Here is a 19,078-nt window from a genome sequence, read left to right on the forward strand (position 1 = left end):
GAATCGTGCTCTGACCTGCGGAAACGTTGACTACTTCACCGCGGGGCCGACTTCGAGCGAGATCGTCGAGCCGTTCTTGGCCTCCTTGACGATCTTGATCTTCGTGTTGGTGTCAGTGATCTTGACGCCCGCGAGCGGGGTGCTCTCGTCGTAGTAGGTGCTGGTGTGGTCGTTGAAGACCGGCACCCCCTTCTTCGACGGGATCTTGGTCTGCACGTCCGCGTTGTGCAGCGTCAGACCGTCCGTGCGGTAGAGGCTGAACGGCGAGTCGTACGACTGGATGCGGTTGCGCATCAGCGTGCCGTCGGACCACTTCATCGCCGTCGGGTGGGCGTCCACCGGGAGGAGCAGGCCGGTGCCCTTGTGCTGGCTGGTGTTGTTGTCCGCCTGGGAGGTGTCCCACTTCCAGATCAGCAGGCCGTTCTGGTACGGGAAGTGCTCCACCCAGGACGGACGGGTGGTCGAGAAGCCGAAGTTGTACGGGCCGGTCTTGAGGGTCTTGTCGTACGACACGTACTGGCGGTTCTCGGCGATGTAGTACTGCGCGTACTTCTTGGTGAACGAGGCGCCGATGCGGGAGAAGCCGGTCGCGGTCCACGCGGCGTCCGCCGTCTCGGCGTTGTCGGTGAACAGCGGGCTGCCGTCGGCGGTCAGCGTGATCGCGTCGGCCGCGAAGCCCTTCAGCGCCACACCGCCGTCGGAGTAGTAGCGGAAGCGGAGTTGGACGCTCTTGCCCGCGTACGCGTCCAGGGAGTACGACAGCTTCTTGTAGCCGTCGACCGTGCCGGTGAGGGCGGGGTTGCCGCTGCCGTCGCGCGGGATGGCCTGACCGTCCACCGTGCCGTCCACGGGCGTCCACTTGGCGCCGCCGTCGGTGGAGACCTCGGTGTAGAGGTAGTCGTAGTCCCGCTCGATGTCGTAGAAGCCGTCGAGGGTCAGCGTCGCCGAGGACTTGCCCGTCAGGTCGACGGAGCGGGTCAGGGTGTTGCGGAGGTCGTTGCCGCTGCCGCTCCACCACTGGCTCGCGCCCTCGGCGGGGGCGACGACCTCGGTGGTGACCGCCTTGTCGGGCAGCGTGACCACGAGGGCCTGCTTGTTCCTGGTGTTGTACTCGGCTACGCCCAGCTTGTGCTTCGACTTCGTCGCGGCCTTCGCCGTGTCGTAGTCGAGCCAGCCGAGTTGGAGCTTGTCCCAGGCGGTCATGTCGCCGGGCAGGTCACCGATGGCGTCCTTGCCGGTGCCGAGCCAGGAGCCGGAGGACATCAGGGTCCAGAAGCCGGTGGAGTTCTCGCCGCCGCCGGAGGTGTCGTAGTGGTCCGGCAGACCAAGGTCGTGGCCGTACTCGTGGGCGAAGACGCCGAGTCCGCCGTTCTCCGGCTGGATGGTGTAGTCGCCGACCCAGATGCCGGTGCTGCCGATCTGGGTGCCGCCGAGCTTGTTGTTGTCGGGGCCCGTGGCACCCGCGTCGGTGCCGAACGCGTACCAGCGGTGGGCCCAGATCGCGTCCTCGCCCTGTGCGCCGCCGCCCGCGGACTCGTCCTCACCGGCGTGCACGATCTGGAAGTGGTCGATGTAGCCGTCGGACTCGTTGAAGTCGCCGTCGCCGTCGAAGTCGTAGCGGTCCCACTGGTCGTACTCGGCGAGCTTGGCCTTGATCTCGGCGTCGGTCTTGCCGGCCGCCTTCTGCCCCGCGGCCCACGCGGTCACGCCGTCCTGCACCGCGAACCAGGCGCAGTTGTCGGGGTCGCACTTGTTGGAGCCGTAACGGGCCTCGTTGTAGGGGACCTTGACCCAGTCGGCGACCTCGCCCTCGATGGAGTAGCGGCCCGAGGACTGCTTCTCGTAGTAGGTCTTCATCGAGGCGGTGCCCTCGCCGAAGTACAGGTCCTTGAAGTGCTCCTGGTTGTAATCCGCCTGCCAGGCCGTGCTGTTGTCCTGCGCACGGTCCGGCTCGGCTATCTGGTTGTGCAGCGGGCCGGGCGTGCCGCCGTAGCGGGGGTCCGTCTGGTCGCCGAACTCGACCAGGATCGTGAAGATCTTGTCGGTCTTCTCGCGGCCCAGCTCTACGTACTTGCTGTCGCCCTTCTTGCTCTTCAGCTGGACGACCTTGGAGCCCTCGCGCTCCTTGACCTGGGCGTCGCCGGAGAGGACCTGGTTGAGGGCCTCCTGGCGCTGCGCCTCCTGGGTCTTGGTGAACGGGCCGTCGAGATCGTGCTCTTCCTGGTGTTGCTCCGTGAGCGGGTCGTGCCGGTTCACGGCGGCCGGCTCCGCGGCGGTGTCGGCCTGTGCCACGGTGAAGGCGGAGATCGTGGCGGTGGCCGCGGCGAGCGCGACGGTCGTGGCCGCGGCTCTGAACGTCCAGGGTCTTCTGGTCACTTGAGATCCTCCCCCGCGTCCGGGCACACGGAAGGGGCTCCTGGGGTCATGGAAGATCCGCGTGCGCGTGAGAGACGCGTGTAGTCAAGTGACGACATTTGACTAGAGGTTGAACTGAAAAGACAGACCTTGACTTGAGCAAGTCAAGTGCATTACTGGGGCCTTACTAGCGGGCGCGTGGGTCCGTCCACTTGCTGGACGGTGTGACTCGATGCGCCCCCCATGCACCGATACTGTTGGTTAGGTCACGCTTACCGTTCGTTCCACTCGGGCATCCCTGCGATTAGAGTCGGTTGGCGGCTCGCCCGGAAGCCGACGCAATGCCAGGCCGGCGCCCCTTCTCACCCCCATTTCCGAGGACACGATTGCCATGCCTCGTCCGACTGCGCCTCGACCGACCGCCGCACAGCTCGCCTACGGTTCATGCACCGTGATCTTCTCGACCCTCGCCATGCTGCTGCTGTCACAGACGAGTTCAGGTGTGGGGATCGCGGTCATCGCCGTCGCGGCGCTCGCTCTCGGGCTCCTGGTCGCCATGACGGTTCCCCTGCCGAAGCCGAGCGCGGCCACCGCGCCATCGGCCGAGGCCCCCACCACCACGCCGGAGCGCGTACCGGTGAATTCCGGCAAGGCTGCCTGAATCTCGCAGCCTGATCTCGTACGTCCGACCGGCGGGCCCGTGATGCCACGGGCCCGCCGGTCGTTTGTCGCGCCCGTCAGGCGGTGACCACGACCGTCTTGGCCGCCTTGTCGTGCAGGCCCTGCTTGTACGGCTTGTCGAAGTAGCTCACGCCACCCGAGATCGCGGTCCAGATGCAGGCGCAGCAGAAGGCGAACGGGATCCACAGCACCAACGACCGCACCAGCATCGTCTGCACCGAGGGTGTGGAGCCGTTGTCGAGGTTGGCCACCCGCATCTTCAGCCACTTCTTGCCCAGGGTCTGCCCGGTCTTGGCCATCATGAAGGTGTCGTAGGCGATGTAGAGCACGGCGGCGACCGCGGACTGCGCGAACGACTTGCCGTACTCGACCTCGTCGGCGTCGACGTCGTACTCGCTGACACCGAAGCCCCAGGTGAGCAGCCAGACGACGACCCCGACGAGGATCATGTCGATGATGCGGGCGAGCGTGCGTCTGCCGCTGTCGGCGAGCGGGTCGCTGGGGTACGAGCCGCCGCCGTAGGGGTCACCGCCGTACGGCGGGGGCTGGGCGCCGCCGTGCGGGGCGCCGTACGGCGAGCCCGATCCCTGTTCTGGCGGGGGCTGCTTCCTGAACGGGTCGTCTTCCGGCGGCTGCTGACCGGAGCCGGGGGGCGGTTCACTGCTCATGGCCCGAGTCGACCGCGAACCTTCCGGCTCCGCATCCGGCGAGCGGCCGTCCGGAGTACGAAATCAACTGGTCCTTCTGGAGTACACCGTCATCCGGCGACGAACGTATGCGCCGCCTTGTCGTGCCAGCACTGGTGCCAGGGCCGGTCGAACAGGCACCACATGACACCCACCACACCGACGACGAGCAGCCCGGGCACGCTGTAGACGAGCCAGCGGCGGACGGCCGCGCCGAAGGACGGGGGCTCGTGGCCCTCGATGTCCCGCACGTCCAGACCGAGCAGCTTCTTGCCGAGGGTGCGGCCCCATTTGTGGGTGGGCAGCGCCTCGTAGGCGATGCCGAAGAGAAGCAGGACGGCCAGGACGATGCCGAGATACGTCGATGTCGTGCCGTCGAGCAGCCAGACGGTGACGGTCTCGCCGGACAGCTTGGCCGCGTCGATCTTCTCGTTGACGTGGTCCATCGCCTTGGTGCCGAGGGGGACGGCGGCGACGGAGGTGACGGCGGCGAGCACGAGGGTGTCGACGAGCCGGGCGGCGAGCCGCTTGCCGAGCCCGGCCGGACGGGCCGACGCCTGACGCCTGGCGGCCGCCTGGAAGATGTCCTCCACGGGCGGCTTCCAGGGTGCCACGGGCTGGTCGTCGCCCGGCCCTCCGGCGAGCCGGTGCACCTGCTGCGCCCAGGAGGGCTGCCCGCCACCGGCGCCGCTCGTCACGGGCGTGGCGGACTGGGGGGCGCCGGACTGCTGGGGGACGGCGGGGGCGGGGGTGGCGGAGGCGGGCGTGGCGGACTGCTGCACCGCCGCGGCACGGGCGGCGGCAGCCTTTCCGGCGCCGAAGCCGGTTCCGGGGGTGCCGGAGGAAGGCTCGGCAGCGGGGGCGGAGGAGGCCGGGGCACCGCCGGCCGACGCAGAACCGGTTCCGCCCGGGGTCGTTCCTGCTGTGCTCCCGCTCTGCGCCCCCGCTCCCCTGGTCTGCTGTGGGGTGCGCGGGGAGAGCGCGCGGAACTTCATCGTGCCGTCGGGGGCCTCGTCGGTGCCGGGGCTCGCGGATGCGGGCGCCGCGCCGGGTCCGGGTGTCGGCCGGCGGAAGACGAACGTGTTGCCGGAGGCGACGCCGTCCGACTCCTCCGTGGGCGGGATGGACGCCGTGCCGTCCGTGCGGGCGGTGGCCTGGCCGTCCGGCTGGGCCTGGGGGTCCGCGGGCACCCTCGGGTCGGCGTCCTGTCCGGCGCCCCAGGAGACGCGGCGGTCCTGGTCGCCGCCGAAGCCGGTCTGCCGGGACGTGTCGGCGCCCCACGCGGACGCGGGCTCGGGCCGGCTGCCGTACTGGGCGTCGGCCGGGCTGGGGGCGCCCGACGCACCCGCCGGGTCCTCGTCGAAGAAGTGCGGGCCCGTCTCCTCGACCTGCGCCGGAGCCGGGTCGGCGCCGGTCGGCGGGGCGAGCGGCTCGCCGTCCGTCGGGGCCGGACGGCTGGTGCCCGGAACCCAGGAGCCGCCGTTCCAGTACCGGACATATCCGGGAATGGAGGGGTCCGGGTAGAAGCCCTCGCGGGGCCTGTCGTCACCTGGGGCCGGGGTTGGGGCGCTCATGTCCGTCGTCCCGTATCTGCTCGTGGGTCATCTGGGGCCTCCACATCTACCAGACCGGCGCAACAACCACCGCCAGTCCCCTAGGACCCACCCCTTTCCGGGCAACCTCGTACACGTACTTCACACGACCCGGAGCCAAGCGACCCCCACCCGGCGAAAAAAGTTACGCGAACCCGCGTAATGGTTCCGTCCCTCCCCTCTCTCCACTCGTACGGGCCCACGCCAAGGCCCACGAGAGCGACCCACGAGAGCGACATGAGAGAGGAAACACGCCCTATGTACAGCGTGGTAGAGCGGGAGCTGGAGCTGAGGCTCATCCTGTCGCCGGAGCGGAGCATCCCGGTCCCGGCCCGGCTGAGCTTCCGCAGCGACGACCCGTACGCCGTCCACATCAGCTTCCACATCAACTCCGATGCCCCGGTGCACTGGACCTTCGCCCGTGACCTGCTTGTCGAGGGCGTGTTCCGGCCCTGCGGCAACGGGGACGTACGGGTGTGGCCGACGAAGGCCGAGGGGCGCAGCGTCGTCCTGATGGCGCTGAGTTCACCCGACGGGGACGCCCTGCTGGAGGCTCCCGCGGCCCAGGTGTCGGCCTGGCTCGAGCGCACGCTGCGGGTGGTGCCCCCGGGGACTGAGGGCGAGCAGCTGGGGATCGACGACGCGCTCGACCAGCTGCTCGCCCAGTGAGTCATAGAAGACCGAGCTCAGAACAGCTTGCCCGGATTCAGGATGCCCAGCGGGTCGAAGACGGACTTCACCGCCCGCTGCATCTCCACCCCCACCGGGCCGATCTCGCGTGCCAGCCACTCCTTCTTCAGCACGCCCACGCCGTGTTCGCCGGTGATCGTGCCGCCGAGTTCCAGGCCGAGGGCCATGATCTCGTCGAAGGACTCACGGGCGCGCCGGGACTCGTCGGGGTCCTGGGCGTCGAAGCAGACGGTCGGGTGCGTGTTGCCGTCGCCGGCGTGGGCGACGACGCCGATGGTGAGCTGGTACTTCTCGGCGATCCGCTCGGTCCCTTCGAGCATGTCGCCAAGGCGCGAGCGGGGCACGCACACGTCGTCGATCATCGTCGTGCCCTTGACCGCCTCCAGCGCGGTGAGCGACAACCGCCGCGCCTGGAGGAGGAGTTCCGACTCGGCCACGTCGTCCGCCGGTACGACCTGGGTGGCGCCGGCCGCCTCACACAGCGCGCCGAGGGCTGCGAGGTCGGCGGCGGGGTCCGGGGTGTCGAAGGCCGCCAGTAGCAGCGCCTCCGTCGTCTCGGGCAGTCCCATGTGCGCGATGTTGTTGACGGCCTTCACCGTCGTACGGTCCATCAGTTCGAGGAGGGACGGCACGTGCCCGCCGGCCATGATCCGGCACACCGCGTCGCACGCGGCGGCCCCGGACGCGAACTCGGCCGCCAGCACCAACTGCTGCGGCGGCTGCGGCCTCAGCCCCAGGATCGCCCGTACGACGATGCCCAGCGAGCCCTCCGAACCCACGAACAGGCGGGTCATGTCGTACCCCGCGACACCCTTCGCCGTGCGGCGGCCGGTGGTCATGAGCCGCCCGTCGGCCAGGACGACGTCCAGCCCGAGGACGTACTCGGCGGTGACCCCGTACTTCACACAGCACAGGCCGCCCGACGCCGTGCCGATGTTGCCGCCGATCGTGCACATCTCCCAGCTGGAGGGGTCCGGCGGGTAGTACAGGCCGTGCTCACCGACCGCGCGGGACAGGGCGGCGTTGATGACGCCGGGTTCGACGACGGCGATCCGGTCGACCGGGTTGATCTCGAGGATGCGGTCCATCTTGGTGAGGGACAGCACGATGCAGCCGTCGGAGGCGTTCGCCGCGCCCGACAGGCCGGTGCGGGCGCCCTGCGGGACGACCGGGACGCGCAGCTCGGTGGCGATGCGCATGATGTGCTGCACCTCTTCGACCGTGCGCGGCAGTACGACCACGGCGGGGGCGCCGGCCGGGCAGAAGCTGGCCATGTCGTTGGCGTAGGAGGCCGTGACGTCGGGGTCGGTGAGGACGGCCTCGGCGGGCAGGCCGCTGAGCAGGCGGTCGAGAAGGTTGCCGGTCGCTTCATCGCGAGGCGCTTCGATACGGCTCATGATCACAGGTTCGCACCCGGGGCCATCGGTGTGAACCCCGTCCGCACAAGGCTTCGGGTGCGGGAATGGGGTCGTCGTGTTGACGCACAGTGAGCGCCATGGGGAACCAAGAGGAAGCGCCGGCCGAGGTGCGCAGGCCTGTTGCCCGGTGGGTGCCGATCGCGGCCGTCGCCGCATGCGCCGTACTCGGCGTGGTGCTGATGCTGCTGCCCCCGGAACACGCGGTATCGCGGGCGCCGGCTCCGGCGCCAGGGGCGCAGGCGCTGACGGCGGTCGGTTCCGGGGTGCCCGCCGCGCTGCCCGACCTGGCGGCGCTGATCGGCGAGCGTGAGGCACGGGTGCGGGCGCATCCCGAGGACGCGCGGTCCTGGGCGGTGCTCGGGACGGCGTACGTCGAACAGGGGCGGCGGATCGCGGAGCCGTCCTACTTCCCGCGGGCCGAGCAGGCGCTGCGGACCTCGCTGCGGACCCGGGCGCAGGGGAATGTGCAGGCGCTGACCGGGATGGCGGCGCTGGCGAACGCCCGGCGCGACTTCCCGGCGGCGCGGAAGTGGGGGCAGGACGCGCTGGAGCTGGACGCGAAGCGCTGGACGACGTATCCCGTGCTCATCGACGCCTACACGGGGCTGGGCGATCACAAGGCGGCCAAGCGGACGCTGGACCGGATGCTGGAGCTGCACTCCGGGCCCGCCGCGCTGGCGCGGGCCGGGGCCCTCTACCGCGACCAGGGCTGGCGCGAGGACGCCGCCGCAGCGCTGGCCGACGCGGCGGCCGGGGCCGAGGCGCCCGCCGAGAAGGCCGCGTATCTGGAGCGGGGCGGGCAGCTGGCGTTCGAGCGCGGGGACCTCGACGTCGCGCTGCGGCACTTCCAGGAGGCGGTCCGTGTCGACCCCGACCAGCGGGCCGCGCAGGCCGGGCAGGGGCGGGCGCTGGCGGCACTGGGGCGGACGTCGGAGGCGCTGAACGCGTACCAGATGGCCCTCGCCAAGCAGCCGCTGCCGCAATACGCCCTGGAACTGGGCGAGTTGTACGAGTCGCTGGGGCTCGATCAGGCCGCACGCGTGCAGTACGACCTGCTGCGGGAGCGGGTGCGCGGTGCTGCGGCGGGCGGGGCCGACGAGGAGTTGGTCCTCGGGCAGTTCGAGGCGGACCACGGGGACCCGGAGGCGGCGGTACGGCGACTGCGCGCCGAGTGGCAGCGCCAGCCCGGGATCGCCGTGGCCGACGCGCTGGGGTGGGCGCTGCACCGGGCCAGGGAGCACGAGGAGGCGCTGAAGTTCGCGATGCGGGCGACGGACAAGGAGCATGGTGGGGTGCGCAGTGCCCTGTACGCGTTTCACCGGGGCATGATCGAGGGCGAGTTGGAGCTGTACGGGCCCGCCCGGCGGCACCTTCAGGAGGCACTGCGGATCAACCCGCACTTCTCACCGTGGCGGGCTCCCACGGCACGGGCGGCGCTGCAGGGGCTCGGCGACCTGCCGGCCGACGAGCCCCTGCCTGGCGAGTCTTCCTAGCGTGCTACAGGTTGCCCCGCTTCTCCTGCTCCCGCTCGATCGCCTCGAACAGGGCCTTGAAGTTGCCCTTGCCGAAGCCCATGGAGCCGTGGCGTTCGATCAGCTCGAAGAAGACGGTCGGGCGGTCCTGGACCGGCTTGGTGAAGATCTGCAGCAGGTAGCCGTCCTCGTCGCGGTCGGCGAGGATCTTCAGTTCGCGGAGGGTGTCGACGGGGACGCGGGTGTCGCCGACCCACTCGCCGAGGGTGTCGTAGTACGAGTCGGGGGTGTCGAGGAACTGCACGCCGGCCGCCCGCATCGTCCGTACCGTCTGAACGATGTCGTTGGTGTTGAGCGCGATGTGCTGGACGCCCGCGCCGCCGTAGAACTCCAGGTACTCGTCGATCTGGGACTTCTTCTTGGCGATGGCGGGCTCGTTGATCGGGAACTTGACCTTCAGCGTGCCGTCCGCGACCACCTTGGACATGAGCGCGCTGTACTCGGTGGCGATGTCGTCGCCCACGAACTCCTTCATGTTCGTGAAGCCCATGACCTTGTTGTAGAAGCCGACCCATTCGTTCATGTGGCCGAGTTCGACGTTGCCGACGCAGTGGTCGATGGCCTGGAAGGTGCGCTGCGCGGGCGGCTGGACGAGCGGGGTGGCGGCGGTGAAGCCGGGGAGGTACGGGCCGTCGTAGCCGCCGCGTTCGACGAGGGTGTGGCGGGTCTGGCCGTACGTGGCGATGGCGGCGAGGACGACCGTGCCGTGCTCGTCCTTCAGCTCGTACGGCTCGGCGATCGAGCGCGCGCCGTGCTCGACGGCGTACGCGTACGCGGCGCGGGCGTCCGGGACCTCGATGGCGAGGTCGATGACGCCGTCGCCGTGCTCGGCCACGTGCTCGGCGAGGAAGTGGCCCCAGGTGGTGGCCGGCTTGATCACCGAGGTGAGGAGGAAGCGGGCGGAGCCGTTGGTGAGGACGTAGCTCGCGGTCTCGCGGCTGCCGGTCTCCGGTCCGGAGTAGGCGACGAGCTGCATGCCGAAGGCGGTGGAGTAGTAGTGCGCCGCCTGCTTGGCGTTGCCCACGGCGAAGACGACCGCGTCCATTCCCTTGACCGGGAAGGGGTCGGCCTGCCGGGCGGTGTCGGGAGTGTGGTGTGTGGTCTGCGTCATAGCGGAAGCCTCGCTCCGGTCTGCAAGGTGCGCAATAGTTGGCGTAATCGCTGGGCAATCCGACCAGTGAAGTGCCCGAATCGGCGGGCTTTCTGTACAGGATGACCACCCTGGAGGGCCGTATGGCGATCGATCATCTGGACGGGCGGATCATCGGGCTGCTGGCGCGGGAGCCGCGGATCGGGGTGCTGGAGATGTCCCGGCGGCTGGGGGTGGCCCGGGGGACGGTGCAGGCGCGGCTCGACCGGCTTCAGTCGAATGGCGTCATCCGGGGGTTCGGGCCCGAAGTGGATCCGGCGGCGCTCGGGTATCCGGTCACGGCGTTCGCGACGCTGCAGATCCGGCAGGGGCAAGGGGCCGATGTACGAGCCCACTTGGCGACCGTGCCGGAGGTGCTGGAGTTGCACACGACCACCGGCACCGGGGACATGCTGTGCCGGCTCGTGGCCCGCTCGAATGCCGATCTTCAGCGGGTGATCGACTTGGTTGTCGGTTTTGATGGCATCGTCCGGGCCTCCACTGCGATCGTCATGGAGAACCCTGTTCCGCTGCGGATCATCCCGCTGGTGGAGCAGGCTGCGGAGGACCTGGGCCACGGACGGGAGTGATACCGAGCCTCTGAGGTGACCGCGGGTGAACTTCTGGGAGTACCTGGGCAACCGGCATCAGCAGTTGCTCACGGACGCCTACCAACACGCCAGCGCGGTCTTCCAGTGCATGGTCGTGGCGACCTTGCTGGGCGTCCTGATCGGGGTCGTGACCTACCGGAGCGAGTGGGCCGGAAGCCTCGCCACGACATCCACCTCGACCATTCTGACCATCCCGTCGCTCGCCATGATCGGTCTGCTCATCCCGATCGTCGGGCTGGGCGTACCGCCCACGGTGATCGCGCTGACGCTGTACGGACTGCTGCCGATCGTGCGCAACTCGATCGTCGGGCTGCGCGGGGTCGATCCGACGCTGGTGGACGCGGCGACCGGCATCGGGATGTCGCGCCTGGCCCGGCTGGTGCGGATCGAGCTGCCGCTGGCCTGGCCGCCGATCCTGACCGGGATCCGGGTCTCCACGCAGATGCTGATGGGCATCGCGGCGATCGCGGCGTACGCCTCCGGACCCGGCCTCGGCAATGTGATCTTCCGCGGGCTGGCCTCGCTGGGCAGCAAGAACGCGATCAACCAGGTGCTCGCGGGAACGCTCGGGATCATCATCCTGGCGCTGTTGTTCGATGCCGCGTACGTCCTCATCGGACGGCTGACCATCCCCAGGGGGATCCGTGTCTGAGACCTCCGTAGCCGAGACCGCCGTGGCCGAGACCGCCGTGGCCGAGAAGGCGGCCTCCGTGGCCGGGAAAACGACCTCCGGCGCCTCCATCGAGCTGGAGAACCTCACCAAGCGGTATCCGGGGACCCCGCAGCCGGCCGTCGACAGCGTGAACATGGAGATCAAGGCGGGCGAGATCGTCATCTTCGTCGGGCCCTCCGGCTGCGGGAAGTCCACGACGCTCAAGATGATCAACCGGCTGATCGAACCGACCGGCGGGCGCATCCGCATCAACGGCGAGGACGTCACCGACATGGACCCGGTGAAGCTGCGCCGCAGCGTCGGGTACGCCATCCAGGCGTCCGGCCTCTTCCCGCACATGACGGTCGCCCAGAACATCGCGCTGGTGCCGAAGATGATCGGCTGGCCGAAGGCGCGGATCAGATCGCGGGTGGAGGAGATGCTGGACCTCGTCGGGCTCGACCCGGGCGAGTTCCACGGCCGCTATCCGCGCCAGCTCTCCGGCGGTCAGCAGCAACGCGTGGGGGTGGCACGGGCGTTGGCAGCCGACCCGCCGGTGCTGTTGATGGACGAGCCGTTCGGCGCGGTCGACCCGATCACCCGCGATCACCTCCAGGACGAGCTGATCAGGCTGCAGCACGAACTGCACAAGACGATCGTCTTCGTCACCCATGACTTCGACGAGGCGATCAAGCTCGGTGATCGCATCGCCGTGCTGCGCGAACGGTCCCACATCGCTCAGTTCGACACCCCGGAGGCGATCCTCACCAACCCGGCCGACGACTTCGTCTCGGGGTTCGTCGGGGCCGGGGCGGCGCTGAAGCGGCTGAACCTCACCCGCGTACGGGATGTGGAGATCACCGACTATCCGACGGTCACCGTCGACGACCCGCTCCAGCAGATCTTCAACAAGCTGCGCGCCAGCGGCACCAACGAGATCCTCCTGCTCGACAAGCGCGGACGGCCGTACAAGTGGCTCCGGCGCGGCGACATGATGCGCGCCCGGGGCTCGCTGGCCCGCGCGGGCACGCTCGTGCACGACACGGTGACCCGGGACGCGACCCTCCGCGACGCGCTGGAGGCGGTCCTCACCGACAACGCGGGGCGGGTCGCGGTGACCGGGCGGCGCGGCGAGTACACGGGCGTCGTCGACATGGAGACGCTGATGAACTCCGTGCACGAGCTGCTGGAGGCCGACCGGCTGGACGCCATGGAGCACCAGCACGAACTGGAGGAGACCCGGGCCCAGCAGACGCACGCCGAGCAGGAGGGCGTCGGAGGGGAGAAGAAAGCGTGACCACCTCCTCCGACCAGCGCCCCCGAGGCGAGCACGAGGTCAAGGGGCACGCCTTCCGGGACGAGGGCGAGGCCCCCGGCGACCAGGAACCCCCGCCGCCACGGGCGGTGCCGCGGCGCCGGATCGGCTGGCAGAAGCTCACCTTCCTGCCGGTCGTCCTCATCGCTGTGCTGCTGGCGACCTGGCTGTGGTTCGAGCAGGCCGACCTGGACCCCCTCTCCGAGAACGCGCTGTCGGACGGCGAGGTGTCCAAACTGCTCTGGGAGCACATCCAACTCACCGCGATCTCCACCTTCTTCGTGCTGATCATCGCGATCCCGCTGGGCATCCTGCTGACCCGCAAGGCGTTCCGTAAGGCGACCCCGGTGGCGATGGCGTTCGCCAACATGGGCCAGGCGACACCCGCGATCGGCCTGCTCGCCCTGCTGGTGATCTGGCTGGGCATCGGCCGGAGGGCGGCCCTGATCGGCATGATCATCTACGCCGTTCTGCCGGTGCTGTCGAACACGATCGCCGGTCTGAAGGCCAACGACCCGACCCTGCTGGAGGCTGCCCGCGGCATCGGCATGTCCCCGCTCGGCGTGCTCTCCCGCGTCGAACTGCCGCTGGCGGTCCCACTGATCCTGGCGGGCGTGCGGACGGCGCTCGTCCTGAACGTCGGTACGGCGACGCTGGCGACGTTCGGCGGGGGCGGCGGGCTGGGCGTACTGATCACGACCGGTATCACCAACCAGCGGATGCCCGTGCTGATGCTGGGTTCGATCCTCACGGTCGCACTCGCCCTGCTGGTGGACTGGCTGGCCTCGCTGGCCGAACTGCTGCTGCGGCCACGGGGGTTGGAGGTGGGGACATGAGGCGGCGGCTGTGTGCGGTGCTGGCTGTGGCATTCGTGGCGGGCGTGACGGGCTGTGGTCTGACCAGCGGGTCGCCGATGGTGGATGACGTGCGTCCCGGTTCGATCGGGCAGGGCGAGCCGCTCAAGGGCGCCGACCTCACCGTCACCTCCAAGGAATTCACCGAGCAGCTGATCCTCGGCGCGATCATGGGCATCGCCTTCGAAGCGGCCGGCGCGGACGTGCTCGACCGCACCGGCATCCAGGGCTCCGTCGGCGCACGCGAGGCGGTCAAGGGCGGCGACGCCGACGGGATGTACGAGTACACGGGCACCGCCTGGATCACCTACCTCGGCAACAGCGAGCCCATCGCCGACCCGCAGAAGCAGTGGGAGGCGGTGCGGGACGCGGACGCGAAGAACGGGCTGACCTGGCTGCCGCCGGCGTCGCTCAACAACACGTACGCCCTCGCCATGAACCAGGCCAACTTCAAGAAGTACGGCACCAAGACCCTCTCCGACGTGGCCGCCCTGTCGAAGTCCGACCCGAGCGCGGTGACGCTCTGCGTGGAGGGCGAGTTCGCGAACCGGGCGGACGGGTTGCCGGGGATGCAGAAGGCGTACGGCATGGACGTACCGGCGGGCAACATCACGCAGATGGACACCGGGATCATCTACACGCAGGCGGCGAAGGGCAGTTGCACCTACGGGGAGGTCTTCACCACCGACGGGCGCATCAAGTCCATGAACCTGGTGGTGATGCAGGACGACAAGAAGTTCTTCCCCAACTACAACGCGGCGCCCTCGATCAACTCCGAGACGCTGAAGGAGTATCCGGCGATCGCGGATGTCCTCGACCCGATCACCAGGCGGTTGGACAACGCGGTGGCGCAGGAGCTGAACGCGAAGGTGGATGTCGCCGGGGAGGATCCGCATCAGGTGGCGTTGGACTGGATGGTGGGGGAGGGGTTTGTCAGGGAGGGGTGAGGAGGGCCTGGGGCCACTTGCAAAGAATCCGTTGCAAAGGCCTCTTTGCAACGCTACCTTTGTACGCGTGACCGAGCCCGAAGAATCCAAGGTGCGTGACCTTGATGCCCGTTCGCTGCGCGGGCTCGCGCATCCCCTGCGCATACAGCTGCTGATCGCGCTGCGGCGCCATGGACCGGCCACCGCGTCGATGCTCGCCGAGCGGCTGGGCGAGTCGAGCGGCGCCACCAGCTACCACCTGCGCCAGCTCGCCGCGCACGGCTTCATCGAGGACGCGCCGGAGCATGGCAAGGGGCGGGAACGGTGGTGGCAGGCGGCCGACGGTGGCCTGCGGTTGGACGAGAAGCTGCGCAGGGACCCGGATCCCAGTGTGCGCGGTGCGGCCGCGCTGTTCATGCACGAACTGGCGAACGTCCACACCCGGGAGGTCTCGACCTGGGTCGGCAACCAAGGCAGCTGGTCCGTCGAGTGGAACCGCGCGAGCGACATCAGCGACTTCACCCTGCGGCTCACGCCCGAGCTCGCCGAGGAACTCGTCAAGAAGATGCACGACCTGGTGGACAGCTACGCGTCACTGCCGTCTCTGCCCGAGGACACCCCGGACGCGGAGACGGTACGCGTCCACACGCACGTCTTTCCCAGCCCGACGCAGTGAGAGGCGACCGCCCGATGCACCCCGAGATCCATCTCGCCCTGCACCACATACGCGCCGCCGAGCTGCACGCCGAGGCAGCCGCCCACCGCCGCACCGCGAAGCCCGGCCGTCCCCTGCGGACCCGCGTCGGCTGGACCCTCGTAGAAGTGGGCCTGCGTCTGGCCACCCCGAGGCCGACGCCGGCGCCCAGCGCTAGCAGCTAGGTACGGAACCCTTCCCGCTCTCCAACGCCACCAGCGCACTGACCGCGCCCTTGAGGGTGGTCACCGGAATCAGCCGCAGCCCCTTCGGCAGCTCCGACTTCGCGTCGCCGCACTCGTCCTTCGGGACCAGGAACACGGTCGCCCCGTCGCGCCGCGCGGCCTGCGTCTTCAGGGCGACGCCGCCGACCGCGCCGACCGTTCCGTCGGCCTCGATCGTCCCCGTGCCGGCGACGCTACGACCGCCGGTGAGGTCGCCGCCGCTGCCGTTTCCGTTGAGCTTGTCGATGATGCCGAGGGAGAAGAGGAGCCCGGCGCTGGGGCCGCCGACGTCGGCGAGTCTCAGGGTGACCTTGACGTTCTTGTCGCTGAGGTCGAGATAGTTCAGCGCGGCCTCGGTGGCCGCGTCCTGCGACGCGCGCATCTGCTCCGTGTTGTGCCGCTCGATCTCCTTGACGCTCTCGCCGCTCGGATAGACCGAGTCGCGCGGCATGACCGCCCGATCCGTACGGAACCACGAGTCGATCACGTCCCCGAGCGAAACGTTCGTTTCCGGGTTGGTCGCCTCGATCGTCGTCATCCGCAGCTGCCCGCTCGTGTCACGGGTCGACGCCCCGGAAATCGTGATCACCGGCGTCCCCCGGTTCTCCCCGAGCACATCCGCGGTCAGCCCCGGCTGCGTCAACGAAAACGGCAGCGGCGCGAACACCGCCGCCCCGATCAGACCGACGACGGGCAGAGCACAGACCATCAGGGCCTGCGGGCGCGTGAGACGAGAGAGGAACACGGGATCAATCTAACGGGCGAGGTTGGGGATGATGACCGAGGGCGGCACGGGTGGGCGCAGGCGGCACCCCGTCAGCGCCGGGCCGCGCGACCCACCCCCGCCAGCCCTGACGCACGGCAACTGTTCAGCGCAGGGCTTCGGCGACTTCCCGCGCCGCGTCCACCACCCGCGGCCCCACCCGCTCCGGCACCGCATCCGCCAGCATCACGACCCCCACACTCCCCTCGACCCCGGTCACCCCGATCAACGGCGCCGCCGCCCCACTCGCCCCCGCCTCCAACTCCCCGTGCGTCAGGGTGTACCCCGGCTCCGCCACCGTCCGCTGCCGCGCCGAGAGAATCGCCTTACCCGCGGCCCCCCGGTCCAACGGATGCCGGAACCCCGCCCGATACGCCACGTGATAGTCGGTCCACGTCGGCTCGACGACCGCGACGGCCAACGCCTCCGCCCCGTCCACCAGCGTGAGATGCGCGGTCGCGCCTATGTCCTCGGCCAGCGACCGCAGAGCGGGCAACGCCGCCTCCCGCACCAACGGATGCACCTGCCGCCCCAGCCGCAGCACCCCGAGCCCGACCCGGGCTCGTCCGCCCAGGTCACGTCGTACCAGTGCATGCTGCTCAAGCGTGGCGAGCAACCGGTACACCACGGTCCGGTTCACGCCCAGTTTGTGGGAAAGCTCGGTGACGGTCAGCCCGTGGTCCGTGTCGGCCAGCAGCTTGAGGACACGCAGTCCCCGGTCGAGCGTCTGGGAGGTCTCCGCGGTCACGACGCCCACTCCTTAGTGGTGAGGTCGACGGCCCCCTCGCGGCGGATGCGTCACCGAGTCCCGTCGGTGACGCGCTTCAGAGGCCGCCGATCGGTCGGCGGCCCGGACCGACTGTCCGAACCGCGTCGCTTCACGGCTGCGCTCCGCGGCGGCGCTGCCACGGGGCGTGTGCGTAGCGGGACAGTAGCGAAGGCAGTTCGCTGAGCGGAAGGCTCCGTCCAGAATCCGGTCAGTGACCGGTACGGACTAGCACTCTTTACCGGACGACGTACAACCGTTTACCCCGTTTTGTACGATGCCCAGTACTCCCCGTACACCACACCCGCACACTCTGCACACGACCGGCTACGGACCTCACCTCACCGCATCCGCGTGGCCCACTCCTGCACCTTGGCGATCCGCTGCCGCAGCTGACCCGCCGTGGCCTCCGCGCTCGGCGGCCCACCGCACACGCGGCGCAGCTCGGTGTGGATGACGCCATGCGGCTTGCCGCTCTGGTGGACGTACGCGCTCACCATGGTGTTGAGCTGCTTGCGCAGCTCCATCATCTCCTTGTGGCTGACCACCGGCCGCCGCTCGGCGGGCAGTTCGAGCAGGTCGGCCTCGGAGTCCGGCTTCTTGCGGCTGTGCGCGATCTGCCGGGCCTGCCGCTTCTGCAGCAGCATCTGCACCTGGTCGGGCTCCAACAGCCCAGGAATACCGAGGTAGTCCTGCTCCTCCTCGCTGCCGGGGTGGGCCTGCATGCCGAACTCGGCGCCGTCGTACAGGACTCGGTCGAAGACTGCGTCGGACTCCAGCGCCTCGAAGGGCAGTTGGTCCTGCTCGCCGGTGTCCTCGTCCTGCTGCTGCTCGGCCTCCTGGAGAAGCTTCTCCTCCTCGGCGTACGGGTCCTCCTCGCCCTCCTTCTTGGGCTTGTCGAGGGCGTGGTCGCGCTCGACCTCCATCTCGTTGGCGAAGGTGAGGAGGTCGGGGATGGTGGGGAGGAAGACGGAAGCCGTCTCGCCGCGCCGCCGGGACCGTACGAAACGGCCGACGGCCTGCGCGAAGAACAGCGGCGTGGAGATGGTCGTGGCGTACACCCCGACCGCGAGCCGCGGCACGTCGACGCCTTCCGACACCATCCGGACCGCGACCATCCACCGGTCGTTGCTGCCGCTGAACTCGTCGATCCGGCCGGACGCGCCGGCGTCGTCGGACAGGACGAGCGTCGCCTTCGTGCCCGTGATCTCGCGGATGAGCTTGGCGTACGCACGCGCCGAGTCCTGGTCGGACGCGATGACGAGCGCGCCCGCGTCCGGGATGGCCTTGCGGACCTCGGTCAGCCGCTGGTCGGCGGCGCGCAGCACGCTCGGCATCCACTCGCCGCGCGGATCGAGGGCCGTGCGCCAGGCCTGACTGACCGCGTCCTTGGTCATGGGCTCGCCGAGCCGGGCGGCGACCTCGTCACCGGCCTTCGTGCGCCACCGCATGTTGCCGCTGTAGGAGAGGAAGATGACGGGCCGGACGACGCCGTCGGAGAGGGCGGAGCCGTAGCCGTACGTGTAGTCGGCGGCGGAGCGCCGGATTCCGTCGTTGCCCTCCTCGTAGGCCACGAAGGGAATGGGGTTGGTGTCGGACCGGAACGGCGTACCGGTGAGCGCGAGGCGGCGCGTGGCCGGTTCGAAGGCCTCCAGGCAGGCCTCGCCCCAGGACTTCGAGTCACCGGCGTGATGGATCTCGTCGAGGATGACGAGGGTCTTGCGCTGCTCGACGCGGTTGCGGTGCAGCATGGGGCGCACGCCGACACCGGCGTACGTGACCGCGACGCCCTGATAGTCCTTGCCGAGCGGCCCCGCGCTGTACTCCGGGTCGAGCTTGATCCCGATCCGCGCCGCGGCCTCCGCCCACTGCTTCTTCAGATGCTCGGTCGGCGCGACGACGGTCACCTGCTGCACGACGTGATGGTGCAGCAACCAGGACGCCAGCGTCAGCGCGAACGTCGTCTTTCCGGCGCCGGGCGTCGCCACGGCCAGGAAGTCACGCGGCTGCTCCTGGATGTACCTCTCCATCGCCCCTTGCTGCCAGGCACGCAGCTTGCTGGCGGTACCCCAGGGGGCGCGGCCGGGGAACGCGGGTGACAGGTGATGCGACGACGAGGAGCTGGCGGCGGTGGTAGTCACGGTCTCCGGTGAGGGGGTCGGGCGGCTCGGCTGGGTATGACAACCGGGC

Annotated in this window: 18 protein-coding genes; 10 read left to right on the forward strand and 8 right to left on the reverse strand. The window is 69.6% G+C overall.

The window, feature by feature from the left end; genetic code table 11:
- Nucleotides 1-30: 30 nt before the first annotated feature.
- Entirely contained in the window at nt 31-2,376 is a 2,346-nt protein-coding gene (locus ACTWQO_RS20075; RefSeq protein WP_443238691.1) for an immune inhibitor A domain-containing protein, read from the reverse strand.
- Nucleotides 2,377-2,746: 370 nt separating this feature from the next.
- On the opposite strand from ACTWQO_RS20075, the gene ACTWQO_RS20080 reads away from it, so the two are divergent.
- Nucleotides 2,747-3,016 carry a hypothetical protein gene (locus ACTWQO_RS20080; protein WP_443238692.1) on the forward strand — a complete coding sequence of 90 codons (270 nt, stop codon included), beginning with the start codon at nt 2,747-2,749 and terminating at the stop codon, nt 3,014-3,016.
- Nucleotides 3,017-3,092: 76 nt separating this feature from the next.
- On the opposite strand, the gene ACTWQO_RS20085 is transcribed toward ACTWQO_RS20080, so the two are convergent.
- Both ACTWQO_RS20085 and ACTWQO_RS20090 read right to left on the reverse strand, forming a co-directional pair.
- The gene (locus tag ACTWQO_RS20085; protein ID WP_443238693.1) at nt 3,093-3,704 is read right to left on the reverse strand and encodes an RDD family protein; all 612 of its coding nucleotides are present in this window, start codon (nt 3,702-3,704) and stop codon (nt 3,093-3,095) included.
- 89 nt (nt 3,705-3,793) lie between these two features.
- Nucleotides 3,794-5,296, reverse strand: coding sequence for an RDD family protein (locus tag ACTWQO_RS20090; RefSeq protein WP_443238694.1), 1,503 nt, complete (start codon nt 5,294-5,296; stop codon nt 3,794-3,796).
- Nucleotides 5,297-5,572: 276 nt separating this feature from the next.
- On the opposite strand from ACTWQO_RS20090, the gene ACTWQO_RS20095 reads away from it, so the two are divergent.
- Nucleotides 5,573-5,983 (forward strand): SsgA family sporulation/cell division regulator, encoded by a 411-nt coding sequence (locus tag ACTWQO_RS20095; RefSeq protein WP_443238695.1) that lies wholly within the window; start codon nt 5,573-5,575, stop codon nt 5,981-5,983.
- Nucleotides 5,984-6,000: 17 nt separating this feature from the next.
- Here ACTWQO_RS20095 and ACTWQO_RS20100 read toward each other — a convergent pair whose 3' ends face one another.
- Entirely contained in the window at nt 6,001-7,407 is a 1,407-nt protein-coding gene (locus tag ACTWQO_RS20100; protein ID WP_443238696.1) for an FAD-binding oxidoreductase, read from the reverse strand.
- A gap of 92 nt (nt 7,408-7,499) precedes the next feature.
- On the opposite strand from ACTWQO_RS20100, the gene ACTWQO_RS20105 reads away from it, so the two are divergent.
- On the forward strand, nt 7,500-8,915 hold the full coding sequence (locus ACTWQO_RS20105) for a tetratricopeptide repeat protein (protein WP_443238697.1): 1,416 nt from the start codon (nt 7,500-7,502) through the stop codon (nt 8,913-8,915).
- Nucleotides 8,916-8,919: 4 nt separating this feature from the next.
- On the opposite strand, the gene hppD is transcribed toward ACTWQO_RS20105, so the two are convergent.
- A complete protein-coding gene (hppD, locus tag ACTWQO_RS20110; RefSeq protein WP_443238698.1) occupies nt 8,920-10,065 on the reverse strand; it encodes a 4-hydroxyphenylpyruvate dioxygenase in 1,146 nt (381 codons plus the stop codon).
- A 122-nt stretch (nt 10,066-10,187) separates the two neighbouring features.
- Here hppD and ACTWQO_RS20115 point away from each other — a divergent pair, with 122 nt between their 5' ends.
- The 7 genes from ACTWQO_RS20115 (at nt 10,188) to ACTWQO_RS20145 (ending at nt 15,320) form a co-directional block, all read left to right on the forward strand.
- On the forward strand, nt 10,188-10,673 hold the full coding sequence (locus ACTWQO_RS20115) for an Lrp/AsnC family transcriptional regulator (RefSeq protein WP_443238761.1): 486 nt from the start codon (nt 10,188-10,190) through the stop codon (nt 10,671-10,673).
- A 25-nt stretch (nt 10,674-10,698) separates the two neighbouring features.
- On the forward strand, nt 10,699-11,346 hold the full coding sequence (locus ACTWQO_RS20120) for an ABC transporter permease (RefSeq protein ID WP_443238699.1): 648 nt from the start codon (nt 10,699-10,701) through the stop codon (nt 11,344-11,346).
- A 22-nt stretch (nt 11,347-11,368) separates the two neighbouring features.
- Nucleotides 11,369-12,643: a betaine/proline/choline family ABC transporter ATP-binding protein gene (locus ACTWQO_RS20125; protein WP_443238762.1), complete on the forward strand. Its 1,275-nt coding sequence runs from the start codon at nt 11,369-11,371 to the stop codon at nt 12,641-12,643.
- The gene (locus ACTWQO_RS20130; protein ID WP_443238700.1) at nt 12,640-13,497 is read left to right on the forward strand and encodes an ABC transporter permease; all 858 of its coding nucleotides are present in this window, start codon (nt 12,640-12,642) and stop codon (nt 13,495-13,497) included. The genes ACTWQO_RS20125 and ACTWQO_RS20130 overlap by 4 nt, the downstream gene beginning before the upstream one ends.
- Nucleotides 13,494-14,462: a glycine betaine ABC transporter substrate-binding protein gene (locus tag ACTWQO_RS20135; RefSeq protein ID WP_443238701.1), complete on the forward strand. Its 969-nt coding sequence runs from the start codon at nt 13,494-13,496 to the stop codon at nt 14,460-14,462. The genes ACTWQO_RS20130 and ACTWQO_RS20135 overlap by 4 nt, the downstream gene beginning before the upstream one ends.
- 67 nt (nt 14,463-14,529) lie before the next feature.
- Entirely contained in the window at nt 14,530-15,117 is a 588-nt protein-coding gene (locus tag ACTWQO_RS20140; protein ID WP_443238702.1) for an ArsR/SmtB family transcription factor, read from the forward strand.
- A 14-nt stretch (nt 15,118-15,131) separates the two neighbouring features.
- Nucleotides 15,132-15,320 (forward strand): hypothetical protein, encoded by a 189-nt coding sequence (locus ACTWQO_RS20145; protein ID WP_443238703.1) that lies wholly within the window; start codon nt 15,132-15,134, stop codon nt 15,318-15,320.
- Here the strand turns inward: ACTWQO_RS20145 and ACTWQO_RS20150 are convergent.
- The 3 genes from ACTWQO_RS20150 to ACTWQO_RS20160 form a co-directional block, all read right to left on the reverse strand.
- On the reverse strand, nt 15,310-16,068 hold the full coding sequence (locus ACTWQO_RS20150) for a S16 family serine protease (RefSeq protein WP_443238763.1): 759 nt from the start codon (nt 16,066-16,068) through the stop codon (nt 15,310-15,312). The genes ACTWQO_RS20145 and ACTWQO_RS20150 overlap by 11 nt on opposite strands.
- 160 nt (nt 16,069-16,228) lie before the next feature.
- Nucleotides 16,229-16,870: an IclR family transcriptional regulator gene (locus tag ACTWQO_RS20155; RefSeq protein WP_443238704.1), complete on the reverse strand. Its 642-nt coding sequence runs from the start codon at nt 16,868-16,870 to the stop codon at nt 16,229-16,231.
- 359 nt (nt 16,871-17,229) lie between these two features.
- Complete coding sequence (locus ACTWQO_RS20160; RefSeq protein ID WP_362933906.1) at nt 17,230-19,029, reverse strand: DEAD/DEAH box helicase; 1,800 nt, start codon at nt 19,027-19,029, stop codon at nt 17,230-17,232.
- Nucleotides 19,030-19,078 lie beyond the last annotated feature (49 nt).

This window comes from Streptomyces sp. 4N124 (genome assembly GCF_052245395.1).
Classification (GTDB): Bacteria; Actinomycetota; Actinomycetes; order Streptomycetales; family Streptomycetaceae; genus Streptomyces.

Coding starts and splice junctions, on each gene's coding strand:
- ACTWQO_RS20105 (WP_443238697.1), top strand. CDS start 7,500: ATGGGGAACCAAGAGGAAGCGCCGGCCGAGGTGCGCAGGCCTGTTGCC.
- hppD (WP_443238698.1), bottom strand. CDS start 10,065: ATGACGCAGACCACACACCACACTCCCGACACCGCCCGGCAGGCCGAC.
- ACTWQO_RS20150 (WP_443238763.1), bottom strand. CDS start 16,068: ATGGTCTGTGCTCTGCCCGTCGTCGGTCTGATCGGGGCGGCGGTGTTC.
- ACTWQO_RS20115 (WP_443238761.1), top strand. CDS start 10,188: ATGGCGATCGATCATCTGGACGGGCGGATCATCGGGCTGCTGGCGCGG.
- ACTWQO_RS20085 (WP_443238693.1), bottom strand. CDS start 3,704: ATGAGCAGTGAACCGCCCCCCGGCTCCGGTCAGCAGCCGCCGGAAGAC.
- ACTWQO_RS20080 (WP_443238692.1), top strand. CDS start 2,747: ATGCCTCGTCCGACTGCGCCTCGACCGACCGCCGCACAGCTCGCCTAC.
- ACTWQO_RS20095 (WP_443238695.1), top strand. CDS start 5,573: ATGTACAGCGTGGTAGAGCGGGAGCTGGAGCTGAGGCTCATCCTGTCG.
- ACTWQO_RS20090 (WP_443238694.1), bottom strand. CDS start 5,296: ATGAGCGCCCCAACCCCGGCCCCAGGTGACGACAGGCCCCGCGAGGGC.
- ACTWQO_RS20135 (WP_443238701.1), top strand. CDS start 13,494: ATGAGGCGGCGGCTGTGTGCGGTGCTGGCTGTGGCATTCGTGGCGGGC.
- ACTWQO_RS20145 (WP_443238703.1), top strand. CDS start 15,132: ATGCACCCCGAGATCCATCTCGCCCTGCACCACATACGCGCCGCCGAG.